Origin of the sequence: Microbacterium sp. CH-015, assembly GCF_049707015.1 — a bacterium.
In the GTDB taxonomy this organism is placed as follows: Bacteria; Actinomycetota; Actinomycetes; order Actinomycetales; family Microbacteriaceae; genus Microbacterium; species Microbacterium aurum.
Genome location: NZ_JBNAFJ010000003.1, coordinates 118,219 through 138,180, shown reverse-complemented (window position 1 = coordinate 138,180; position 19,962 = coordinate 118,219). Strand labels below are relative to the sequence as shown.

Here is a 19,962-nt window from a genome sequence, read left to right as displayed (position 1 = left end):
CGCACCCGGTGCCGCGCACGCTCTGTGCCTAACTCAGTCTCCGTGCGGGCAGCGGGGCGACGCAGCCGCGGGTTTCCGCGGGCCGGGCGTGCGGCGGGCGGCGGGCAGACTGAATTGGGCACGGGGCCCGGTTGCGAAGGAGGGGTGCTGATGCTGTACAGCCAGACGCCGGCCGCCGAGAAGCGGCGGATCCTCCGGGAACGGCTTGCGGCGGGCGAGCTGCTGCGGTTCCCGGGCGCGTTCAACCCGCTCTCCGCGCGGCTCATCGAGCGCAAGGGCTTCGACGGGGTCTACATCTCCGGCGCGGTCCTCTCGGCCGACCTGGGCCTCCCCGACATCGGGCTGACGACCCTCACCGAGGTCGCCGGCCGCGGCCAGCAGATCGCCCGCATGACGGAGCTGCCCGCCATCATCGACGCCGACACCGGGTTCGGCGAGCCGATGAACGTCGCCCGCACGATCCAGACGCTCGAAGACGCGGGCCTCGCGGGTGCGCACATCGAGGACCAGGTCAACCCGAAGCGCTGCGGGCACCTCGACGGCAAGCAGGTCGTCGACGAGGACACCGCCCTCAAGCGCATCCGCGCCGCCGTCGACGCTCGCCGCGACCCGAACTTCCTCATCATGGCCCGCACCGACATCCGCGCCGTGGAAGGGCTGGATGCCGCGATCGACCGCGCGAAGGCGCTGGTGGATGCCGGGGCCGACGCGATCTTCCCCGAGGCGATGACCGGCCTCGGCGAGTTCGAGGCCGTCGCGAACGCGGTCGACGTGCCGATCCTCGCCAACATGACCGAGTTCGGCAAGAGCGAGCTGTTCGCTGTCGACCAGCTGCGCGATGCCGGGGTGCAGATCGTCATCTGGCCGGTGTCCCTCCTGCGGATGGCGATGGGCGCGGCGGGCCGCGCGCTGGATACGCTGAACGACGAGGGGCACCTGACCTCACAGCTGGGCCAGATGCAGCATCGCGCCGACCTGTACGACCTGCTCGACTACGCGGCGTACAACCACTTCGACACGAACGTCTTCAACTTTCAGATCACGAAGGAGTGAGCATGCCCGACCAGGACATCCACAAGGGGCTCGCGGGGGTCGTCGCCGACGTCACGTCGGTGAGCAAGGTGAACCCCGAGACCAACTCGCTGCTCTACCGCGGCTACCCCGTGCACGAGCTCGCCGCGACCCAGCCCGCCGAGGCGGTGGCGTACCTGCTGTGGAACGGCGAGCTGCCGACCGATGACCAGCTCGCCGAGGTGCGCCGGACCGAGCGGCAGCACCGCGCGCTCGCGGACGATGTGAAGGCCGTCATCGACCTCACTCCGCTCGATGCCCATCCGATGGACGAGATCCGCTCGGCCGTCAGCGTCCTCGGTGCCCGCGACCTCGCCGGCACCGGGTCGGTGCTCGACGCCGGCGGCACGCCGGCGGAGAACCTGCAGCGCAGCATCCGCCTCTTCGCGGCGCTGCCGGCCATCGTCGCGTACGGCCAGCGGCGGCGGCGCGGCGAGGAGCTGATCGCCCCCCGCGACGACCTCGACTACGCCGCGAACTTCCTCTGGATGACCTTCGGCACCGAGGCCGACCCCGTCGTCGTCGACGCGTTCAACCGCTCGATGATCCTGTACGCGGAGCATTCCTTCAACGCGTCGACGTTCACGGCGCGGGTCATCACGTCGACCCTCAGCGATCTGTACTCCGCGGTGGTGGGCGCGATCGGCGCGCTCAAGGGTCCGCTGCACGGCGGCGCGAACGAGGCCGTGCTGCACATCTTCGACGAGATCGGGGATGCCGACAACGTCGTCCCCTGGCTCGATCGCGCGCTCTCCGAGAAGCGCAAGATCATGGGCTTCGGCCACCGCGTGTACAAGCGCGGCGACTCGCGCGTGCCGACGATGAAGGCCGCGCTGGACACCCTCATCGCGCATTACGACCGCCCCGACGTGGAGGCGCTGTACACGACGCTCGAGCGCGAGTTCGTGGCGCGCAAGGGCATCTACCCGAACCTCGACTATCCGTCCGGCCCGGCCTACAACCTGATGGGTTTCGACACCCTGACCTTCACGCCGCTGTTCGTCGCGGCGCGCGTCGTGGGCTGGACGGCCCACATCATGGAGCAGGCGGCATCCAACGCCCTCATCCGCCCGCTGTCGGCCTACGTCGGCCCGGACGAGCGGCACATCGAGGGCTTCGTCGACGAGGTCGGCACCTCCGCCATCTCGCTGCGGGCCGCCGAAGCCGAGGGTTGAGCTCCCCGCGCGAGAACGGGAACGGCCCCCGGATGCCAAGGCATCCGGGGGCCGTCGCCGTAGCGTCGCGGGTCAGGCCGCGGCGTCGGCGCGCCGGCGCCGCAGCGCGAGCACGCCGAGCGCCAGGGCGACCGCGGCGAGCACCGTCACGAATCCGATCGGGAACGTACCGCCGGTCGCGGCGAGCGTGCCGTCGGCCAGGACCGTCACCGCGAGGCGCACCTCGCCGGTGCCCGACGTGAGCACGAGCGTGTGCGCGCCGGGGGTGAGGTTCGTCGGCACGGTGACCGTGAACGAGACCCGTCCGTCGGTCCCCGCGGCGGGGATGCCGGTGATCACGATCGGGTCGCTGAACAGCGTCGCCGCGATCTGCTGACCCGGCAGCAAGCCGGCGATGTTCACCGTGAAGGCGTCTCCCTGCTCGACGCGGCCGGAGCCGTAGTCGATCGTCGCGCCCTCGAGCGCGGCACCCAGCTCGGCGTCGGTGGGCCCGCCGGTGCCCGGCAGCTCGCCGCCGCCGGAGGCGAGGACCGCGCGACCGAGGGGCGCCGGGTCGACGACGTCGTGGGCCGCGAAGTACGCGACCGTCGCCTGCAGGTCTACCTGACCCGTGTCGGTGCGGTCGGTGCCCGCCGCGAAGGTGACGAAGTTGTCGCCGCCGGCGGCGAGGAACGAGTTCGTCACCACGGTGAAGCGGTCGGTCGCGGCGATCGCCTTGCCGTCGAGGCTCATCGACGTGATGTGTGCGCCGCGCGCGGCCGTCGGGTCGTAGGTGTACGTGAAGCCGTCGGACACGCCCAGGTGCAGCTTCGGCCGCGACGACCCGTCGGGCTGCCACTGCTCCTCGAGCACGGCCTTCAGCTGCGCCCCGGTGAGGGTGACGGTGACGAGCGTGTTCGCGAAGGGCTGCACGTTGGCCACGTCGCGGACGGTGACGGTGCCGTCGCCGACCTTGATGAGGTCGGCGCGCAGGCCGCCCGGGTTCATGAGCCCGATCTGCGCCGGGGTGCCGGCGTAGTCCTCGTTCGACGTCGCCCACAGGTACAGGTCGGCGACGAGGTTGCCGAGCGAGGACTCGACACCGCGGTCCGATCCGTTCGTGCCGCCGCGCAGGATGTCGCCGCTGATGGTTCCGACCTCGACCTTGCCTTCGCGGTCGGCGACCTTCACGGCATCCGTCACGATCTGGGCGACGGCGGGGTCGGCGGCGAAGGCGGCCTGGCCGCCCACGACGAGGGGCACGAGCGACGGCGTGATCGACACGAGCTCCTTCGTGGCGGAGTCGACCGTGAGGTCGAGCTTGCCGAGCGTCGTGCCGTACTGGTGCGCCTGGATCACCGGGCGCTCGCCGCCGGGACCGGCGACCTCGCACGCGAACGACTGGTGCGTGTGGCCGGTGACGATCGCGTCCACCTCGGCGGACGCGCCGCGGATGAGGTCGCCGAACGCGGTGGTGTCACCGGCGACCGCCTCGCACGAGCCCGTCGCGGGACCCTCGTGCGCCAGCACCACGATGACGTCCGCGAGGTCGCCGTCAGTGATCTTCGCCGCCACGCGGTTCACGGCCTCGAGCTGGTCGCCGAACTCGATGCCCGCGATCCCCGTCGGGGTCACCATCGCGGCAGTCTGCTCGGTGACGGTGCCGATGAAGGCGATGCGCACACCGTCGACGGTCTCGATGCGGAACTCGTCGAGCGCCGGAGTCTTCGTGCCCTTCAGGTAGACGTTCGCGCCGAGCGACAGGTGGCTGCCGCCGAGGCCCGGGGTCACGCGGTCCTTCAGATCGGCGAAGCCGGCGTCGAACTCGTGGTTGCCGACGGCGCCCACGTCGAGACCGGCGGCCTTCAGCGCCTGGATCGTCGGCGTGTCCTGCTGGATGAAGGACGTGAAGGTGGATGCCCCGATGTTGTCGCCCGCCGAGACGAACAGCGTGTTCGGGTTCTGCGCCTCGAAGGCGTCGACGGCGCCGGCGAGCACGGCGGCGCCGGCCTCACCGTTCGCGAGGTTCTGCTCGATGCGGCCGTGGAAGTCGTTGATCGTCAGCACCTGGATGTCGGTCAGCCCGTCGTCGATCGCGAACAGGGTCGTCGTGCCCGACACCTCGTTGGCGACGGCGAGCAGCGGCTCGCCGGTCGTTGACTGCTCGGCGGGGATGAACGTGACGCCCTCGGCGCCCAGATCGAGCGACGCGGCGCTCGGCTTCTTGCCGGCCGAGAAGTCGCGGTTGTTGACGTACGTGACGAAGGTCGCGGCAGCGGGGTCGGTGATGTCGTACACCATGATCCCGCCGACCCGCTCGAGCCCGACGAACGCGTAGGTGCGGCCGTTCACGGCTCCGATCGCGACGTTCTCGGGCTCGGGTCCCTTCGCCGCGCTGCGGGTGTCGAACCCGGTCTCGTCGTGGCCCGAGTTGAAGTAGTCGGGGATCGCGTCGGCGATGACCTGCTCGAAACCGTCGCCGGAGTCGAAGACCTGCTCGCCGTCCGTCGTCCAGATCGAGAACGAGCGCCCGCCGTAGCTGTACAGCTCGCTGTAGCAGGTGGCGCCGTCGGCGATACCGAGGTCGGTCGCGATCTTCAGGCGTCCGAGAGCGGTGTCCGCCGTGAACCCGGCGAGCGGGCTGTCGGCGCACACGGCGGCCAGCGTCTTCTTTCCGAGGTCCTTCACGCGGGCCTCGTCGATGTACGAGCCCCACTCCCGGGCGTCGCCCTCGTTGGCCGTGACGAGGTAGGTCTGCCCGCCCGCCTGGTACGAGGCGACGCCGTCGGGCATGTAGACGCCCTTCAGCCCCGAATAGGTGGCGATGTCGATGGCCTCGTCGCGGTCGCTTGCGTCGAGGCCGTTGCCGGGTGCGCCGTGGTCCTTGAATCCGAGCGAGTACAGATCGGTGACGGATGCCGAGGCGAGGTCGACGACGGCGATCGCGTTCGCCTCCTGCACGGCGACGTAGGCGGTGCCGCCGTCGACGGTGATGTACTCAGGCTCGAGGTTGCGGCTCACCCGGTTCGCCTCGAGCGGGCGCTCGCCCTGGTCGGGAGCGGCGACGTCGGGTCCGAAGACCCGGACGCCGGCGGGCAGGTTCGCGCCCTCGAACGCGCTGAAGTCGGCGATACGGACGTCGCTCTGCGCGGGTGCCGTCTTGGTGGTGGGCAGCGCCACGACACCGACCGAACCCTCGGGGTCGACGGAGAAGTCCGCGGCGGGCTCGCCCTCGTTCGCGACGACGGCGAACCGGCCATCGTTCGAGATCGTCACCATGTCGGGGAGCGCCCCGACGGTCACGCTGCCCAGGACCGTGGCGGCATCGGCATCCGCGTCGAAGAACACGAGCCGGCCCGGCTCGGTCTTGCTGAGGTTCTCGAGCGCGATGACGCCGAGGCCGTCGGCGCGGACAGCCACCGAGTTCGCGACGCCGTCGGCGGCGATGGCGAACAGCTCCGTCGGCTGCGTGGCGTCGGAGTAGTCGAGCACGGTCACTGAGCCGGCCTTCGCGTTCACGACGAACAGGCGGTCACCGTGGGCGGCGACGATCTCGGCGGCGGACTTGCCGAACACGCCGGTGGCGTGCGTGCCGATCGGCGTCAGCGAGATGGCCGCGTCGTCGGCGGAGTGCACGACGGGGACGGCGGGTGCGTCGGCGGCGAGGGCGGCCGCGGGGGCGAACAGGGGTGTCAGGGCGAGCGTGCAGACGAGTGCGGCCGTGGTGGCGGCACCGAGTGCACGACGTCGGGCAGGCGAAGGCATGAGTGTCCTCAGGTCGGGCGGGGGCGGGGATGCTCTCTGACTATCGGCGCGGGGTGGCGCGCGCGTGACGTTCGGGTGAACGGACCGCATCCGCGCTGCCCGCATCGGGGTATTGCGCGACTGTAACCGGTCACAGTATGGTGGACCGCCACAGCCCGGGCACGTCGTTGTGCCCACGACCCCCAGGAGCCTCCGTGTCGACGATGACCCTGTCCACTCCGGCCCGGCGACGCCTCGCCGCGCTGACGACCGCACTGCTCGTCGGATCGGGAGCCGTCGCCGTCGTCGCGACTCCCTCTGTCGCGGCAGGCCGCACCCCGGTCCTCGTCGGCAGCCTGCAGAGTGAGATCGGATGCCCCGAGGACTGGGCCCCCGCGTGCGCCGCGAGCACCCTCGAACCCGTCGACGGCACGTCGCAGTATGCGCAGACGTTCGACGTGCCCGCCGGCACTTACGAGTACAAGGTCGCGCTGAACGGCACGTGGGACGAGAGCTACGGCGCCGACGGCGCACCGGGGGGCGCCAACCTGCCCCTGACGATCGACGGACCCGCCACGCTCCGCTTCGTCTACGACGACGAGAGCCACCGCATCGGGGTCGAGGTCGAATCCCTGGCATCGGGCTACACCGCCGCCGACGACGCGCTGGTCGCCGCGCCGGTGCGTCAGGCCGGCGACGGCAAGCAGTTCTACTTCGTGATGACCGACCGCTTCGCCAACGGCGACGCCGGCAACGACACCGGCGGCCTCGCCGGCGACCGGCTCACGACCGGGTTCGATCCCACGTCGGCCGGCTTCTACAACGGCGGGGACCTTGCCGGCCTGCAGCAGAACCTCGACTACATCGCTGGGCTCGGCACGACCGCGATCTGGCTGACCCCGAGCTTCAAGAACAAGCCCGTGCAGGGCCTCGGCGCCGATGCGAGCGCCGGCTACCACGGGTACTGGGTCACCGACTTCACGCAGATCGACCCGCACCTGGGCACCAACGACGAGCTGAAGGTGCTCATCGACGACGCGCATGCCCGCGGCATCGACGTCTACTTCGACATCATCACCAACCACACCGCCGACGTCATCTCGTACGCCGAGAACCAGTACACCTACATCGACCAGGCATCCGCGCCGTACACGGATGCCGCCGGCACCCCGTTCGACCCCGCGGACTACGCCGGGACGAACACGTTCCCCGCGATGGATGCCGCGACGAGCTTTCCCTACACGCCCGTCGTCGCCGACGCCGAGAAGGACATCAAGTTGCCGGCGTGGCTCAACGACGTCACGCTGTACCACAACCGCGGCGACTCGACCTACTCGGGCGAGTCCACGACGTACGGCGATTTCTCCGGCCTCGACGACCTCATGACCGAGAACCCCGCGGTCGTCGACGGCTTCGCGCAGGTGTACCAGACGTGGATCGACCTCGGCATCGACGGCTTCCGCATCGACACCGCCAAGCACGTGAACTTCGAGTTCTGGCAGGGCTGGACGACCCAGGTGCTCGATTACGCGCACAGCAAGGGCAAGAGCGACTTCTTCATGTTCGGCGAGGTGTACGACGCCGACCCGGCGCTGCTCGCGCCCTACGTCCGCGACACCGACATGAGCTCGGTGCTCGACTTCACGTTCCAGTCGGCGGCGACGAGCTTCGCCAAGGGCGGCGACGCGACGGTGCTGCAGAAGCTGTTCGCGGGCGATGACCGCTACACCACGCCGGATTCGTCGGCGACGGCGCTGCCGACGTTCCTCGGCAACCACGACATGGGCCGCATCGGCTACTTCCTGAAGAAGTCCGCCGACGCGCAGGCGCGCGACCAGCTCGCGCACGACCTGATGTTCCTCAGCCGCGGCCAGCCGGTCGTCTACTACGGCGACGAGCAGGGCTTCACGGGCGCCGACCCCGGCAACGACAAGAGCGCGCGGCAGAGCCTGTTCGCCAGCGACGTGCCCGAGTACCAGAACCAGACCCTCATCGACGGGTCGACGGCGGGGTCCGTCGATCGCTACGACACCGACGCCGTGCTCTACCGGCACATCGCCGCTCTCGCCGACCTGCGTGCGGAGCACCCCGCGCTCGTGGACGGGGCGCAGATCGAGCGGTATGCGAAGGACGGCGTCTACGCCTTCTCGCGCGTCGACGCGGCGGAGAAGGTCGAGTACCTCGTCGCGCTCAACAACACCGCCTCGGCGGCGACGGTGTCGGTGCCGACGCTGACCGCGGCGGCCACGTTCACGGGGCTGTACGGCGCGTCCGACACCGCGACGAGCGACGCGGATGCCGCGGCATCCGTCACCGTCCCGGCAATGTCGGCGGTCGTCTACCGGGCCGACCGCACGGTGACCGCACCGAGCGAGGCGGCGGCGCTGCACGTCACCGTTCCGGTCGCCGGCGCGGGGGTGTCGGGCTCGGTGGCCGTCGCGGCGACCGCCGACCAGTCCTGGCGGCAGACGAGCTTCGCCTGGCGGGTCGTCGGCGGCGACGAATGGCATGCGCTGGGCACCGCCGAAGACACCACGCCGGGCGTCTACCACGACGTCGCCGGCCTGGCCGATGGGACGCTGATCGAGTACCGCGCGGTGTCGACGGATGCCGCGGGCCACCGCTCCGCGGCATCCACGTACGCCTCCGTCGGCAACCGGGTCACTCTCGTCGAGGAGCCCGAGCCGGAGGAGCCCGAAGAGGCGACGCCGTACGAGTTCGTCAGCATTCCCGGGTCGCTCAACACCGAGATGGGCTGCGCGGGCGACTGGGCCCCCGACTGCGACCAGGCGCAGATGACGCTGGTCGACGGGATCTGGCAGCTCACCGTGGACCTGCCGGCCGGCGACTACGAGTACAAGGTCGCGACCGAGAAGGGCTGGGACGAGAACTACGGCGCGAACGGCGCGCCGGGCGGGGCGAACATCGCGCTCTCGCACGCGGGAGGGCCGGTCACGTTCTGGTTCGACCCGCGCACGAAGCTCGCCCAGTCCAGCGCCGACGGTCCCGCGGTGACCCTCGCCGGCTCGTTCCAATCGCAGGTCGGCTGCCGCGCGGACTGGGCGCCGGGATGCCTCGCGACCCTGATGTTCGACGCCGACAAGGACGGCGTGTACGAATATTCCACGACGAAGATCGCGACGGGCGCCTACCAGGTGAAGGTCACGCACGGTCTGACCTGGAACGAGAACTACGGCGAGGGTGGACAGAAGGACGGCGCGAACATCGACTTCTCGGCGACGGAGGGCAAGCGCGTCACGTTCCGCTACGACATCGAGACGCACGTGCTCGAGATCATCTCGGCCGACCCGCCGCTGGCGGGCACGGGACAGTCGCGCGCGCACTGGATCGACGCCGAGACGATCGTCTGGCCGGGCGAGCTGGGTGCGAAGGCGGATGCCGCGACGTGGGAGCTGTACGGGTCCGCGGCGGCCGGCCTCGCGGTGACGGACGGTGCCGTCACCGGCGGTGAGTCGATCGCGCTCACCCGCATCGCGAGCGGCCTCACAGCCGCGCAACGCGAGCGGTTCCCTGCGCTGTCCGGATATGTCGCGCTGCACGTCGACGGACAGGACCGTGACGCCGTGGCCGCGCTGCTGCGCGGGCAGGTCGCGGTCGCGCAGCGCGACGCGGGCGGTGCGCTCGTGGCGTTCACGGGTGTGCAGATCCCCGGCGTGCTCGACGACCTGTACGCCGACGCCGTCGAAGACCAGCCGCTCGGCGTCTCGTTCGACGGCGGTGCGCCCACCTTCCGGCTCTGGGCGCCCACCGCGCAGACGGCGACCCTGCTGACGTGGCCCGCCGGCGGAACCGGAGAGGCGACCCGACACGAGGCCGCGTTCGACGCGGCATCCGGCACCTGGACGGTCGCCGGGCAGAAGAGCCTCGCCGGTGCCGAGTACCTGTGGGAGGTCGTGGTCTACGCTCCGACGACGGGGAAGATCGAGACGAACGCCGTGACGGATCCGTCGTCGATCGCCCTGACGACGAACTCGACGCGCTCGGTCGCGATCGACCTCGCCGACCCCGCCTGGCAGCCCGAGCAATGGGCCGAGACCCCGGCTCCGGTCATCGAGAACGCCGTCGATCGGGCGATTTACGAGCTGCACATCCGCGACTTCTCGATCACGGATGAGACGGTGCCCGCCGCCGAGCGTGGCACGTACCTCGCGTTCACGCGCGACAGCGCCGGTACGCAGCAGTTGACGCAGCTGGCCGCCGCCGGCATCAACACGGTGCACCTGCTGCCGTCGTTCGACATCGCGACGATCGAGGAGAACCGCGCGGCGCAGGCCGTTCCGGCGTGCGACCTCGCGTCGTACCCGCCCGACTCCGACCAGCAGCAGGCGTGCGTCGGCGCGGTGGCCGACGCGGACGGCTTCAACTGGGGCTACGACCCGTTCCACTACCAGGCGCCGGAGGGCTCGTACGCGGTGAATCCCGAGGGCGGTGCGCGCGTCAGCGAGTTCCGTTCGATGGTGGGGGCGCTGCACGGCATGGGCCTGCAGGTCGTTCTCGACGAGGTGTTCAACCACACCTCGGCCGCCGGCCAAGCCGACACCTCGGTGCTCGACCGGGTCGTGCCGGGCTACTACCAGCGGCTCGACGGCAACGGCGCGGTGCAGACCTCGACGTGCTGCCAGAACGTCGCGACCGAGCACGAGGTGGCACAGAAGCTCATGGTCGACTCCGTCGTGCTGTGGGCACGGGAGTACAAGGTCGACGGCTTCCGCTTCGACCTGATGGGTCACCACTCGAAGGAGAACCTGCTGGCCGTGCGCGCCGCGCTCGACGAGCTCACGCTCGAGAAGGACGGCGTCGACGGGGAGGCGATCTACCTGTACGGCGAGGGCTGGAACTTCGGCGAGGTCGCCGATAACGCCCTGTTCGAGCAGGCGACGCAGGGGCAGCTCGGCGGCACCGGCATCGGGACGTTCAACGACCGCCTGCGCGACGCCGTGCACGGCGGCAGCCCCGTCGACAGCGGGTCGACCTTCCGTCAGGGCTATGGCACGGGCCTCGGCACCGACCCGAACGGCGACCCGATCAACGGGACCACCGAGCAGGCGCTCGCCGACCTCGGTCACCAGACCGACCTCGTCAAGCTGGGTCTCGCGGGCAACCTGCGCGACTTCTCGCTGACGACGGCGGACGGCTCGGTGAAGAAGGGCTCCGAGATCGACTACAACGGCCAGCCCGCCGGCTACGCCGACGAGCCGGATGAGGTCATCTCGTACGTCGACGCGCACGACAACGAGACGCTCTACGACCTGTCGGTGTTCAAGCTGCCGGTGGGGACCTCGATGGCTGATCGCGTGCGCATGAACACGCTGGAGCTCGCGACGGCCACGCTCGGCCAGAGCCCGTCGTTCTGGCACGCCGGCACCGAGCTGCTGCGGTCGAAGTCGCTCGATCGCAACAGCTACAACTCCGGTGACTGGTTCAACCGCATCGACTGGACCGGTGAGGAGTCGACCTTCGGGTCGGGGCTGCCGATGTCGGCCGACAACTCCGCCAAGTGGAGCGTCATGGCCCCGCTGCTGGCCAACCCCGCGCTGAAGCCGGCCGCGGCAGACATCGCCGCGGCCGAGGGGCAGGCGCTGGACCTGCTGCGCGTGCGCTCGGAGGTCGGGCTGCTGCAGCTCGGCTCGGCGGAGCGGATCTCCGAGAAGGTCAGCTTCCCGAACAGCGGCACCGGCGCCACGCCGGGCGTCATCGTGATGGCGATCGACGACGTCGTGGGCGCGGACGCCGACCCCGCTCTGGACGGCGCTCTCGTCGTGTTCAATGCGTCGCCGACCGCGACGACCCAGCAGGTGGGCGCGTTCGCCGGGCGCGACTTCGCGCTGACTGCGGCGCAGGCCGGTGGCACCGACGCGGTCGTGAAGACGACGACGTGGGATGCCGGGACGGGTACCGTCACGGTGCCCGCGCGCACGGTCGCGGTACTCGTGGACGCGCAGTCCACGACGCCGGGCGGCGGCGACGGCGACGGTGACGGCGACGGCGGCGGCGAGGGGGCTGGCGACGGGGGCGCGTGGGCGACGATCGACGTCGGCGACGGCCGGGTCGAGCAGGGCGGCTCACTGCACGTGCGGGTGAGCGGCCTCGAGGCCGGTCAGCGCATCTCCGCGACGCTGCACAGCGACCCGATCGTGGTGAGCGGCATCCCCGCCGCCGGAGCGGACGGGACGGTCGCGTTCGACGTCGCGATCCCGGCGGACTTCGCCCTCGGCGCGCACACCCTCGTGATCGCGTCGGTCGGGGAGGACCCGCTCACCGCCGCCGTCGAGGTGCTGCCGGCGGGCGCCCTCGCGAGCACCGGAGCCGAGCCGCCGTACGGGTTCGTGCTGGTGATGCTGGCGATGATCGCCGCCGGTGTGATCATGGCCGCCCGCCGGCGGCGGACTGCCGCGGCGGGCGTCGACTCCGCGAGCTGACACCGGCATCCCGCCGGGCACCGAGACCCCGCCTGGACGCCGAGACCCCGTGTTACGACGCGGGGTCTCGGCGCGTGGGCGGGGTCTCGCGGGGGATGGGTCGGCGCGTGGGCGGGGTCTCGCGTCGGACGGGGTGGGGCCTCGCCGTGCGCGGGTGTGACGACGTAGACTGAGCAATGTGCCCTACCGGGCGCAGACGAAGATGTCTATCTGTCTCACGAGGACGTGACTACATGAGCATGACCGCTATCCCGGCGACGCTTTCCGCAGAAGAACGCGACGCCATCCTCGATGCCGTTCGGGAGTTCGCCGAGACCCGCCTTGCGCCGCACGCGCTGGAGTGGGACCGCGACAAGCACTTCCCGCTCGACGCGCTCTCCGCCGCCGGAGAGCTGGGGCTCGGCGGGATCTCCGTGCGCGACGACGTCGGCGGCGCCGGCCTGCGGCGAGAGGATGCCGCGGCCATCTTCGAGGCTCTCGCGATGGGCGACCCGACGATCGCCGCCTACATCTCGATCCACAACATGGTCGCGTGGATGATCGACACGTTCGGCACCGACGACCAGCGGCGGCGCTGGCTGCCGAACCTCGTGGCGATGACCGAGCTCGGCTCGTACTGCCTCACCGAGCCGGGCGCCGGGTCGGATGCCGCGGCGATCACCACCAGCGCCATCCCCGACGGCGACGAATACGTCCTGACCGGCGTCAAGCAGTTCATCTCGGGTGCGGGCGCCGCGGCGGTCTATGTCGTCATGGCCCGCACGGGGGCGCCCGGCGCGAAGGGCATCACGGCCTTCCTCGTCCCGGCGGATTCCGCGGGTCTCAGCTTCGGGCCGAACGAGCACAAGATGGGCTGGAACGCGCAGCCCACCCGACAGGTGATCCTCGACGAGGTGCGCGTCCCGGCATCCGCCGTTCTGGGGGAGGTCGGGGGCGGCTTCCGCATCGCGATGAAGGGTCTCAACGGCGGGCGCGTGAACATCGCGGCGTGCTCGATCGGGGGTGCGCAGTGGGCGCTGGACCGTGCGGTGCGGTACGTGCACGAGCGGTTCACCTTCGGCGAGGCGCTCGTCGAGCGGCAGACGGTCGTGTTCGCGCTCGCCGACATGGCGACGCAGCTGCAGGCGGCGCGCGCTCTCGTGCAGGGCGCCGCGCGCGCGATCGACGAGGGCGCGCCGGACGTGGCGGTGCAGTGCGCGATGGCCAAGCGGTTCGCGACGGATGCCGGGTTCGAGGTCGCCAATCAGGCGCTGCAGCTGCACGGCGGGTACGGATACCTGCAGGAGTACGGCATCGAGAAGGTGGTGCGCGACCTGCGCGTGCACCAGATCCTCGAGGGGACGAACGAGATCATGCGGGTGGTCATCGGCCGCGGCGTGCTGGGCTGAGCCTCGCGGGTCAAGCGCTGACCGTGTCCGTGCTGATCGGGTCTGCGCTGGCGTCTACCCGGCGGAGGCGCGTGATCAGCTCGCTGACCTGTGCGTCGGTGAAGATCTCGTCCGGCCCCTGCGGTGCGAGCCCGTCGAACGGGTCTTCGTAGAGGCGCCGCGGGTCGAGATGGCCGGCGATCGTGAGCTGCTGGATGACGAGATCGACGAACGCGTGCTGACGGTGGGTGAAACCCGGGGCGGCGACGAAATCGGCGAGCGTCTCCTCGACGGCCGACCGCTCCATGCCGACGATCGAGCGGATGAGGCGTCCGAGCCCGCCGGCTCCGCTCGCTTCGTCGTGGAGCTGATCGGGGTCGACGCCGCCAGCCGAGGTGAGAGCGCGTTCGAGCTCGGCGAGATCGACGGTCGTGAGCGGCCGCCCGGTACGCAGCCGGTGCAGCGCCACGTCGGAGCGGCCAGCCAGGAATCCCAGCATCTTGTCGCGGAAGGCACGCCGGTTGAGGCCCGGCACGACCCGGGTGAGGGTGAGTTCGCGGGCGTCGGCGAGGGCGTCGTCGAAGTCGGTGTAGACGATGACCTGCTGCTCGCGGCCGACGAGACGCACGAGCTCGCGCAGCCGCAGGCGCAGCTGCTCCAGAGTCACCGCGTCGACGCCCTCCCACCATGCGGGGTCGGCGGCAGCATCCAGCAGTGCCGCGTGGGCAGCGACAGCGGGGATGCTCCGCTGGTCGGCGAGTGCGCGCACGATGCCGAGCAGGCGGGAGAGGATGCCGGCGCGCACCGGTTCGCCTTCGGCCACGGCGACCTGGGCGGTGAGGACGAGCGCGTCGAAGCGTCGGGCGGCTTCGTCGGCATCCTGCTCCGCCGCGCTGGGGAGCCCGGCCAGCTCCGCCGCCGCCGTGAGATGCTCGGGCCCGAAGGCCGTCCAGGCGTCGAGGCCGGCGAACCGCTCGACAGCACGCAGGTGCCGGCGGACGATGAAGTTGTCGCGGTTCATACCGACGATCGCGCCGTGCAGGCGGGCGGCGAGTCCGGAGCGCAGCGCGGTGACCGCCGGGTCGTCGGCGGACCGCAGGAGGGCGAGCAGACGCGTGCGCAGGAGGAACGCCCGCTCCGACAGTGAGCGCGCCGTCGTCGCCGACGCCTCGGGAAGCTCCTCGTTGAAGAAGTCGATGTTGCCGCAGACGTCGAAGATGACGAAGTCGGCCTTGTCGTCGCCGGGACCGTAGAGGCCGGGCCGCAGCCGCGTGCCGCGCCCGACCATCTGCCAGAACTTCGTGGCGGAGTTCACCGGCTTGAAGAAGACGAGATTGACGACGTCGGGGATGTCGATGCCGGTGTCGAGCATGTCGACGGAGATCGCGATGTCGGGCGCGGAGCCGGGCGTGGCGAAGGCATCGATGAGCGTCTGCGCGTACGGCCCCGAGTTGTGGGTGATCACGCGGGCGAGTGTGCCGCGCTGCTCCGGGTAATGGGCGTCGATGCGCGACTCGATGTAGTCGGCGTGGTGCTGGTTCTTGGCGAAGATGATCGTCTTGCCGAGCCGGTCGCCGCCGCCGACCCTTCGGCCCTCGGTGAAGAGCACCTCGAGCACTTTGTCGACGGTGTCCTCGTTGAACAGCCAGCGGTTCATGGCTGCCGCGTCGATGGCATCGGGAATCTCGCCGTCCTGCCACTCCAGCTCGTCCCACCGCTCCCGTTCCGCGTCGCTCAGATCGGCGTAGCGGATGCCGCGTGTCATGAACCCGAGGTCGATCGGGCGCGCGACCGGAGGGACGAGGTATCCGCCGGCGATCGCATCGTCGAGCTCGAACGCGTCGGTGGGAACGCCGTCGTCGAGATGGAAGAGGCGATAGGTGTTGTGGTCGACGTCCGCGCGCGGGGTCGCGGTGAGACCGACGACGAGGGCATCGAAGTAGTCGAAGATCTCGCCGTATCGGTTGTAGATCGAGCGGTGCGCTTCGTCCACGATGATGAGGTCGAAGAAGCCCGGTCCGAAGCGGCGGCCGTCGTCGCCGGCGTCGATCAGGCCCATCACGGTCTGATAGGTCGAGACGAAGACGCGGCCGTCGCCGCCGCGGTCAGTGACGAGGTTGACGGGCGCGCTGTCAGGCAGATGCGTCTTGAAGGCGCCGACGGCCTGGTTGACCAGGGCGGTGCGATCGGCGAGGAAGAGCACGCGCTTGACCCAGTTCGCCCGTTGCAGCACGTCGACCAGGGCGATGACCGTGCGCGTCTTGCCGGTGCCGGTCGCCATGACGAGCAGGGCGCGGCGTCGCTGGTGCTCGAACGCCTCGGTCACGGCGCGGATCGCGCGCAGCTGATAGGGCCGCTCGACGATCGTCCGGTCGATGGCGGCGGTGGCCAGGGGCCCCAGCGATGCGCGCCGCTGGATCGCGAGAGCGAGCTGGTCCTTCGTCATGAAGCCCGACACGGGGCGCGGGGGATAGCGACGGTCGTCCCAGAGCCACGTCTCGTACCCGTTGGTGTAGTAGATCAGCGGCCGCTGCCCGTGATCTCGCTCGAGCGCGTCGGCGTAGACCTCGGCCTGCAGTCGGCCCTCTTTCGCGCTCTTGGTCGTGCGCTTCGCCTCCACGACCGCGAGCGGGCGGCCGTCATCGCCCCACAGGACGTAGTCGATCCTTCCGGTGCCGGATGCAGTGGGGATGCCGGTGACCGGCCACTCGCGATCGTCCGGGTTCTCGAGCAGCCAGCCGGCTTCGCGCAGCTGCAGGTCGATGAGGTCGCGCCGCGTCTCGGCCTCGGTCGCGAGGGTGGGGTCGGGAATCCCTCGCTCGGCGTTCGCCGTGTCGTTCGCGGACTTCGCCGCGGCGGCATCGGCCTGCAGGGCTACCAGCTGCTCGCGGAGTGTCGCGCTGGTCTCGCGCTCGGCGGCGAGCGCTCGCCGGGCCTCATCGAACGCCGCCTGGGTGCGTTCGAGGTCTTCCCGGGCGCGTCGGACCACGGTCGCAGGAGCGGGTAGGACCAGAGCGAAGTCGAAGGGCGCCGGCGGGGGAAGGCCGGGGTCGCCATATCGGTGATCGAGCCAGCGACAGATGGTGTGCAGCTGTTCGAGAGCGCCGCGCGCGCGACCGAGCGGCATGTCGTCGCCGCGATGGACCGCGTCGTTGCCGACACGCCGGACGATGCGCAGGCTGCCGTCCACGTTCGCACCGACCGCCTGACGGAACGCCAGCTGCGATGTGAGGTTCGCGAACGAATCCTCGTACGGCCGGGGGAGGGATTCGGCGGCGTAGATCCACTCGGTGAACATCTCGCCGGCTCGTCGGGCGTAGGTGGCCGAGGCGCGGGGGTCGCTTCGCAGGTACGACTCAGCGCGGGATGCCGCCTCCCACACGGTCGGCCAGCGATCCCGGACGAAGTCGAAGTTCCCCACGAACGGCTCCCGGCGGCAGGCGCGGCCCTGCCCTCGGCTCATGCTAGCGAACGGCTCCGACATCAGAAGGGAGCGTCCCCGGTTGTCGGCGGGGCCGTTCGCCGGCGCCGGTCACGGCGATGTCGGAGGTCTGGTGTGTCCTGTCCTACTGGCCATCGGGCCGGTGGCGCGTACCTGGGATTCGCGCCCCTCAGCGACCGAAAGGTTCTGTCATGTCCGACAACAGCAACACCTCGCCCGCACTGCCGCCCGCGGGTTGGTACCCCGATCCTGAAGGAGGCGACGCGCAGCGCTACTGGGATGGCGGCCAGTGGGCCGCGGCCGGTGCCATGCCCGCGGGCATCGCCGTCGCGGAGTCCGTTCGCCGGGTGCCGAAGCTGCGCTGGTGGCAGTGGGCGCTGCTCGGCGTGGGGCTCCTCGTGGTGATCGGCGTCATCGCGGGAGTCGTGGGCGGTGGTCGCGGGGGCTCCGACGCGTCGGGCGACGGCACGGCTCCCGTCGCGCAGCAGACGGATGCCGTGGAGGAGCCCGTCGAGCGGATCGAGAAGGTCATGGTGCCCGACATGGTCGGGTCGACGGTCGCCGAGGCACGCACGAAGCTCGCCGCGGCAGGTCTCACGCTCGAGGCCACGGATGCCGGCGATGACTGGGTGGTGACGTCGCAGCAGCCGAGCGCCGGGTCGCACCCGTTGGAGGGTTTGGAGCTCAGCATCACGAGCGAGGCCCCGAAGCCGGGGTACACGCTGGAGCAGCAGAATGCGCTGGAGCAGGCGCAGTCGTACCTGCAGTTCTCGTCGTTCTCGCGCCAGGGGCTCATCGATCAGCTGTCGAGCGAGTACGGCTCGGGCTACCCGGTAGACGTGGCGACGTGGGCCGCCGACACCGTGGGAGCGGACTGGAACGCCGAGGCCGTGGAACAGGCGCAGTCGTACCTGGAATACTCGTCCTTCTCGCGGCAGGGCCTCTTCGACCAGCTCACGAGCCCGTACGGCAGCCAGTTCACGGCCGACGAGGCGAACTACGCCCTCGCGGCCGTCGGGTACTGATCGCATACCGGCACGGGTGGCCGCTGCTGCGGCGGCGGCCACCCGTGCCGACGGCGCGATCTCTCACCGCGGCGTCGTGTTGACCAGGCGGAGTCACTCCGATACGCCGACGAGCTCATCCACAGTCGATGAGTCGTCCCGATGGATCGTGAAGCGTCAGAAGGGTGCGTCGGTAGCGGATGCCGGCATGAATGCGACGGGTGGTGCGGGGGCGTCTTCGCGGTAGACCCGTCCGGTGGGCGAGGTCCATTCCAGGACTCCGCCCGGAAGTTGTCGGACCCTCCAGGGGGTGAACTGTTTCATGCTGTGGTGCCGTTGGCACAGATGGGCGAGGTTCCACAGGGTGGTGGGCCCGCCTTTGGCGGCGTCGATCGTATGGTCGATCTCGCACCGGATCGCGGCGCGTCGGCATCCCGGGAACCGGCAGTGCTGGTCGCGGGCCCGCAAGAAGCGGCGTTGCGGCCAGGGGGTGCGGTAGCGGTCGACGGCGAGGACGGTCCCGTCGACCGGTTCGGTCAGTACCCGCGCCCAGGTGGGGGTGTTCGCTGCCAAGCACCGCGCGGTGTCGGCGTCGATCGGGGAACGTCCCACGAGGTCGGCGGGCCCGTCGTCGCGACCGAGAAGGGTGAGGGCGGGGACGACGACCTGAACCTGCGCGCGGATCGCGCCCAGCGCTCCGGGACCGTCGCCGTCGGCGGTGGGATCGAGGGCGGGAGCGCCGGCGAGGAGAAGGTCGGCGAACACATCAGCGCGGATCTCGTCGATGCCGCGACGGTCGCGATCGCCGGATTCGAGGTCGCGGTCGTCCCGCGCGTCGATGATGGTCTGCGCCTGCTGGGTGAGTCGGTCGAGGATGCCGTCGCCGATGACCGTCGGGACGTCGGCGATGAACGAGGACATCCCATTGCGCCCTACGACCAGCCGCACCTTGCGGCCCTTCGCCGCGTCGCGGTGGCGTTCGGTGAACGGGCGCTCTGCGGTCCGCTCGGCGAGGATCTCGAGTGCGGATCGGACCCGATTGGGGGTGTCGCGGGTGCAGCGTTCGATCGCTTCGGCTTCGTACTCAGCCCGCCGCGACGCGGGCACCATCGACCCGGCGTCGACGATGACCCGCACGTGACCGCGGGTGATGCGCCCCGCCTCCCAGGCGGCCAGCGTCGTCGGATAGCATTCGACGATCTCGCGGGCCTCCCCGATCCTGGCCTGCATCGTCCGGTCGGTGACTCGGACCACACCGCCGAGCTCAGCGGCGATCGACCGCAGCGCCATGTCGTGCAACCGGACGTTGTCCCGCGATGCGGCCGCTTGCTTGTCGGCGAGCTGCCCCGCACGAGCCAGCATCCGCACCTCGGCGACCTGCACCGCCGTCAACTGCGCCTGGAGCTCATCAGCATCCGCGACGATCCCCGCCAGCACGGCGAGATCGCCGTCACTGATCGGAACCTGCGCGAACTCGTCTTTCATACCTCCCATTGTGACGAGGGGTTCCGACATCGCCCCGGCCCGTGCGACGGTGCCGATCCGGCGATGTCGGAGGTGCTGTGTCCTGTCCTGCTCCCGAAACCGGTGTATACGCTGGAGCAGCAGAATGCGCTGGAGCAGGCGCAGTCATACCTGCAGTTCTCGTCGTTCTTGCGCCAGGGGCTCATCGACCAGCTTTCGAGCGAGTACGGCTCGGTCTACCCCGTGGACGTGGCGACGTGGGCCGCCGACACCGTC

Annotated in this window: 8 protein-coding genes and 1 pseudogene; 6 read left to right on the top strand and 3 right to left on the bottom strand. The window is 70.5% G+C overall.

Annotated features, from left to right (window positions below; all coding sequences use genetic code 11):
- Positions 1-150 precede the first annotated feature (150 nt).
- Positions 151-1,053: a methylisocitrate lyase gene (gene prpB / locus ACPYN4_RS07135; RefSeq protein ID WP_424445997.1), complete on the top strand. Its 903-nt coding sequence runs from the start codon at positions 151-153 to the stop codon at positions 1,051-1,053.
- Positions 1,054-1,055: 2 nt separating this feature from the next.
- Positions 1,056-2,246 (top strand): bifunctional 2-methylcitrate synthase/citrate synthase, encoded by a 1,191-nt coding sequence (locus tag ACPYN4_RS07130; protein WP_424445996.1) that lies wholly within the window; start codon positions 1,056-1,058, stop codon positions 2,244-2,246.
- Positions 2,247-2,318: 72 nt separating this feature from the next.
- Here ACPYN4_RS07130 and ACPYN4_RS07125 read toward each other — a convergent pair whose 3' ends face one another.
- Positions 2,319-5,990, bottom strand: a complete 3,672-nt coding sequence (locus tag ACPYN4_RS07125; protein ID WP_424445995.1) for a choice-of-anchor I family protein — start codon at positions 5,988-5,990, stop codon at positions 2,319-2,321.
- A 203-nt stretch (positions 5,991-6,193) separates the two neighbouring features.
- Here ACPYN4_RS07125 and pulA point away from each other — a divergent pair, with 203 nt between their 5' ends.
- Both pulA and ACPYN4_RS07115 read left to right on the top strand, forming a co-directional pair.
- A complete protein-coding gene (gene pulA / locus ACPYN4_RS07120) occupies positions 6,194-12,409 on the top strand; it encodes a pullulanase-type alpha-1,6-glucosidase (RefSeq protein WP_424446054.1) in 6,216 nt (2,071 codons plus the stop codon).
- A 233-nt stretch (positions 12,410-12,642) separates the two neighbouring features.
- Positions 12,643-13,797, top strand: a complete 1,155-nt coding sequence (locus ACPYN4_RS07115) for an acyl-CoA dehydrogenase family protein (RefSeq protein ID WP_424445994.1) — start codon at positions 12,643-12,645, stop codon at positions 13,795-13,797.
- A 10-nt stretch (positions 13,798-13,807) separates the two neighbouring features.
- On the opposite strand, the gene ACPYN4_RS07110 is transcribed toward ACPYN4_RS07115, so the two are convergent.
- On the bottom strand, positions 13,808-17,197 hold the full coding sequence (locus ACPYN4_RS07110) for a DEAD/DEAH box helicase family protein (protein ID WP_424445993.1): 3,390 nt from the start codon (positions 17,195-17,197) through the stop codon (positions 13,808-13,810).
- 212 nt (positions 17,198-17,409) lie between these two features.
- On the opposite strand from ACPYN4_RS07110, the gene ACPYN4_RS07105 reads away from it, so the two are divergent.
- On the top strand, positions 17,410-18,243 hold the full coding sequence (locus tag ACPYN4_RS07105) for an Ltp family lipoprotein (RefSeq protein ID WP_315549587.1): 834 nt from the start codon (positions 17,410-17,412) through the stop codon (positions 18,241-18,243).
- A gap of 156 nt (positions 18,244-18,399) precedes the next feature.
- Here ACPYN4_RS07105 and ACPYN4_RS07100 read toward each other — a convergent pair whose 3' ends face one another.
- Positions 18,400-19,707, bottom strand: coding sequence for an HNH endonuclease signature motif containing protein (locus ACPYN4_RS07100; RefSeq protein ID WP_315549590.1), 1,308 nt, complete (start codon positions 19,705-19,707; stop codon positions 18,400-18,402).
- Positions 19,708-19,770: 63 nt separating this feature from the next.
- Here ACPYN4_RS07100 and ACPYN4_RS07095 point away from each other — a divergent pair.
- Positions 19,771-19,947 (top strand): annotated as a pseudogene (locus ACPYN4_RS07095) (Ltp family lipoprotein); the annotation flags it as partial.
- Positions 19,948-19,962: the final 15 nt, after the last annotated feature.

What these genes read in the sequence shown, in the direction of transcription:
- prpB (WP_424445997.1), top strand. Translation starts at nt 151, where the DNA reads ATGCTGTACAGCCAGACGCCGGCCGCCGAGAAGCGGCGGATCCTCCGG.
- ACPYN4_RS07100 (WP_315549590.1), bottom strand. Translation starts at nt 19,707, where the DNA reads ATGAAAGACGAGTTCGCGCAGGTTCCGATCAGTGACGGCGATCTCGCC.
- ACPYN4_RS07125 (WP_424445995.1), bottom strand. Translation starts at nt 5,990, where the DNA reads ATGCCTTCGCCTGCCCGACGTCGTGCACTCGGTGCCGCCACCACGGCC.
- ACPYN4_RS07105 (WP_315549587.1), top strand. Translation starts at nt 17,410, where the DNA reads ATGTCCGACAACAGCAACACCTCGCCCGCACTGCCGCCCGCGGGTTGG.
- pulA (WP_424446054.1), top strand. Translation starts at nt 6,194, where the DNA reads ATGACCCTGTCCACTCCGGCCCGGCGACGCCTCGCCGCGCTGACGACC.
- ACPYN4_RS07130 (WP_424445996.1), top strand. Translation starts at nt 1,056, where the DNA reads ATGCCCGACCAGGACATCCACAAGGGGCTCGCGGGGGTCGTCGCCGAC.
- ACPYN4_RS07115 (WP_424445994.1), top strand. Translation starts at nt 12,643, where the DNA reads ATGAGCATGACCGCTATCCCGGCGACGCTTTCCGCAGAAGAACGCGAC.